The organism is Dyella silvatica, assembly GCF_026283955.1.
GTDB lineage: Bacteria > Pseudomonadota > Gammaproteobacteria > Xanthomonadales > Rhodanobacteraceae > Dyella_C > Dyella_C silvatica.
Genome location: NZ_JAPDPE010000212.1, coordinates 1 through 2775, shown reverse-complemented (window position 1 = coordinate 2775; position 2775 = coordinate 1). Strand labels below are relative to the sequence as shown.

At 58.8% G+C, this 2775-nt stretch carries 3 protein-coding genes; 2 read left to right on the top strand and 1 reads right to left on the bottom strand.

Features of this window, described 5'->3' with window-relative positions; all coding sequences use genetic code 11:
* Positions 1 to 104 precede the first annotated feature (104 nt).
* Positions 105 to 992 (top strand): phenylalanine 4-monooxygenase, encoded by an 888-nt coding sequence (gene phhA / locus OUZ52_RS22600; RefSeq protein ID WP_266160861.1) that lies wholly within the window; start codon positions 105 to 107, stop codon positions 990 to 992.
* A 360-nt stretch (positions 993 to 1352) separates the two neighbouring features.
* On the top strand, positions 1353 to 1967 hold the full coding sequence (locus tag OUZ52_RS22595) for an OmpW/AlkL family protein (protein ID WP_266160860.1): 615 nt from the start codon (positions 1353 to 1355) through the stop codon (positions 1965 to 1967).
* A 42-nt stretch (positions 1968 to 2009) separates the two neighbouring features.
* Here the strand turns inward: OUZ52_RS22595 and OUZ52_RS22590 are convergent, their stop codons facing one another.
* Entirely contained in the window at positions 2010 to 2693 is a 684-nt protein-coding gene (locus tag OUZ52_RS22590; RefSeq protein ID WP_266160859.1) for an RES family NAD+ phosphorylase, read from the bottom strand.
* Between the last annotated feature and the right edge of the window lie 82 nt (positions 2694 to 2775).

The window sequence follows — 2775 nt, the reverse complement described above, 5'->3', positions numbered from 1 at the left end:
TTAGCTCATACATGCGCAATGAAACAATCAATGTGCGCGGTATCAGTCGTATGCTGTTGTCCGCAGCATCCATACCTTATGCAATCTTGTTAGCAGGAGTCGCCATGGACACCCCTCGCCGCGTGGAACATCAACAGACGGATCGTGGTTACGTGCCGGTCTACGCGACTGGCGTCGTCGAGCAACCCTGGGCGAACTACAGCCGTACCGATCATCAGGTGTGGGACACCTTGTTCAAGCGTCAGCGCGAATTGCTGCCCGGGCGTGCCTGTGCCGAGTTCATGGCCGGCGTGGAGCGCTTCGGGCTGGGCGACGGCGGTATTCCAAAATTCGCCGAACTCAACAAGGTACTCGGCGCGACCACCGGCTGGGAGTTGGTCGCGGTCGAAGGGCTGCTGCCGGATGAGGTGTTTTTCGACCATCTGGCCAATCGCCGTTTTCCGGTGAGCTGGTGGATCCGCAAGCCCGATCAACTCGATTACCTGAGCGAGCCCGATCTGTTCCACGATTTGTTCGGACATGTGCCGCTGCTGCTCAATCCGGTGTTTGCCGATTACATGCAGGCCTATGGTCGTGGCGGCATGAAGGCGTTCGCGATCGGCCCCGACGCGCTGATGAACCTTACGCGGCTGTATTGGTACACGGTGGAATTTGGTCTGATTCATACCGCCGACGGCATGCGCATTTATGGCGCCGGCATTGTCAGCTCCAAAGGCGAGTCGATTTACTCGCTGGATTCGCCCTCGCCCAATCGCATCGGTTTTGGCCTGGAGCGAGTGATGAGCACGCGCTACCGCATCGATACGTATCAGCAAACGTATTTTGTCATCGATAGTTTCGAGCAATTGTTCGACGCCACCCGACCCGACTTCACCCCCATCTACGCCAAGCTCAGCGAGCAACAGGCACATGCTGCCGGTGATGTGCTGGACAACGATCGGGTATTCACCCGTGGCGATCGCATCGGCTGGGCCACCGGCGCCGATACCTGATGCTCGATCTGCTCCCCTCGCCGTAGGGGAGTAGCCGTAGCGCCCATCCAGCGGCGCAACGGCGAGCATGCATGGAGGTGCCTCGATCCAGGTAGCCGCTTACCCGGATGCCTGTGCTGAAGCGGCTTTGCGCACATCCCGTAGTGCGACCCACTTCACCTCGCCGTGACAAATTCATTACATAAAATGGCTGAAGGCCCTCGTTGAAGGGTGTCCTCCTACATACCGTTGTGCTCCGAATGACCGTGGCAGGGAAGTCGCTTTCGGAGCACGTTGCTATGTGCGCCTGATGCCAATTACTCACCCGTGAAAACGCAGCGCAAGTATCAGATCCATCCTCCTGACTAGAAGGATTCATCCATGAAATTCGCTCTGTTACCACTGGCGGCTTTAACCATCATGGCGCTGACCACTGCATCCATCGCACGCGCGGATGATGATGCGTGGGTGGTGCGCTTTGGCGCACATGTGGTTGCGCCACAGTCTGACAACGGCCATCTCGCCGGCATGCGCAGCAGCATCAGCAATGACACCAAACCGACCGGCACGATTGAGTATTTGTTCACTCCCAATCTGGGCGCGGAAGTACTTGTTGCGCTGCCGTTTGAACACGACATCCGCTTGAACGGCACCCGTCTCGCATCGACCAAGCAATTACCGCCGGTGATCGGCGTGAACTATCACTTTATGCCTGATAGCACGGTGTCGCCCTTCGTCGGTGTCGGCGTCAACTGGACGCATTTCTACGACAGCAAGGGACGTGGTGCGCTTCAGGGTTCGCATATCACCATCGACAATAGCTGGGGTGGCGCGCTACACGCTGGCCTCGATGTGAAGATCAATGATCGCTGGTTGTTTACCGCCGACGTGCGCTGGATGAATATCGAAAGCGATGTGCATCTCAACGGCGCCAATATCGGCAAGGCCAAGGTCAATCCGCTCGCTTATGGTCTAAGCCTGGGCTATCGCTTCTAGGCGATGAGGTCACGCTTGATCGAAGCGCGACTGGACGAAAGTTCAGCCGCGCTTCCATTCGTCGACGGTCAACACCTGGGCAATGCGCTGACCGTCCCAGCGATATAGCAGGTGCTGATCTTGCGTACACGGCCCGATCCGGTCGGGATAAAACACCGCCACGCACTCGCCACCTTGATGACGTGCGCTGTCGTAAACCACGCCGTCGGAATGCGCTGCGCGTAGCTGGCGCGCAAGCGCCACACTGGCGACGTAGCTGTCGGGATCGTGCGCAGCCGGCCAGCCACCGCGTATGTCGTGCAGCTTGCCTTGAATGGTGGTGCGATAGCAGCGCATCTCGCTATCGCACGGTGGCTCGGCGGTGGCCGCGAGAAAACGTTCGCGGTGATAAACCGTTTCTTCTACTGCCGTGGCGACACTATGCGCGGCGTAAAACACACCCCAGCTGCCATCGGAGAAACGGCTGCCATCGGGATTCAAATGTGTGAAGGCGGCCATCACGGGGGTCGTGCCGGGGCCGCTGATGCGCCGCCCGGGCGGCACCAGGCGCAACGCACCGAGCTCTTCGCGCAGGCGCGGATTGGTCAGCGCTTCGAGTGCAAAGAGCGCTTCCAGATCACCGGGATCGGCAATGCGATCGAACACGCCAACCGGTGGAAACCGGCTCGGTATGATACGAAACGCCTGACTCCAGCGAATACGTTTAAGGGGAGGTGTGTCAGCCATGACAGCGCAGTTTTCAAGGGTAGAGTTGAGTATGCGCTGCAGCTGTATCGCCATCTGCGACGCCGGGCGCATTCACTCATGC

Coding starts and splice junctions, on each gene's coding strand:
- OUZ52_RS22595 (WP_266160860.1), top strand. CDS start 1,353: ATGAAATTCGCTCTGTTACCACTGGCGGCTTTAACCATCATGGCGCTG.
- phhA (WP_266160861.1), top strand. CDS start 105: ATGGACACCCCTCGCCGCGTGGAACATCAACAGACGGATCGTGGTTAC.
- OUZ52_RS22590 (WP_266160859.1), bottom strand. CDS start 2,693: ATGGCTGACACACCTCCCCTTAAACGTATTCGCTGGAGTCAGGCGTTT.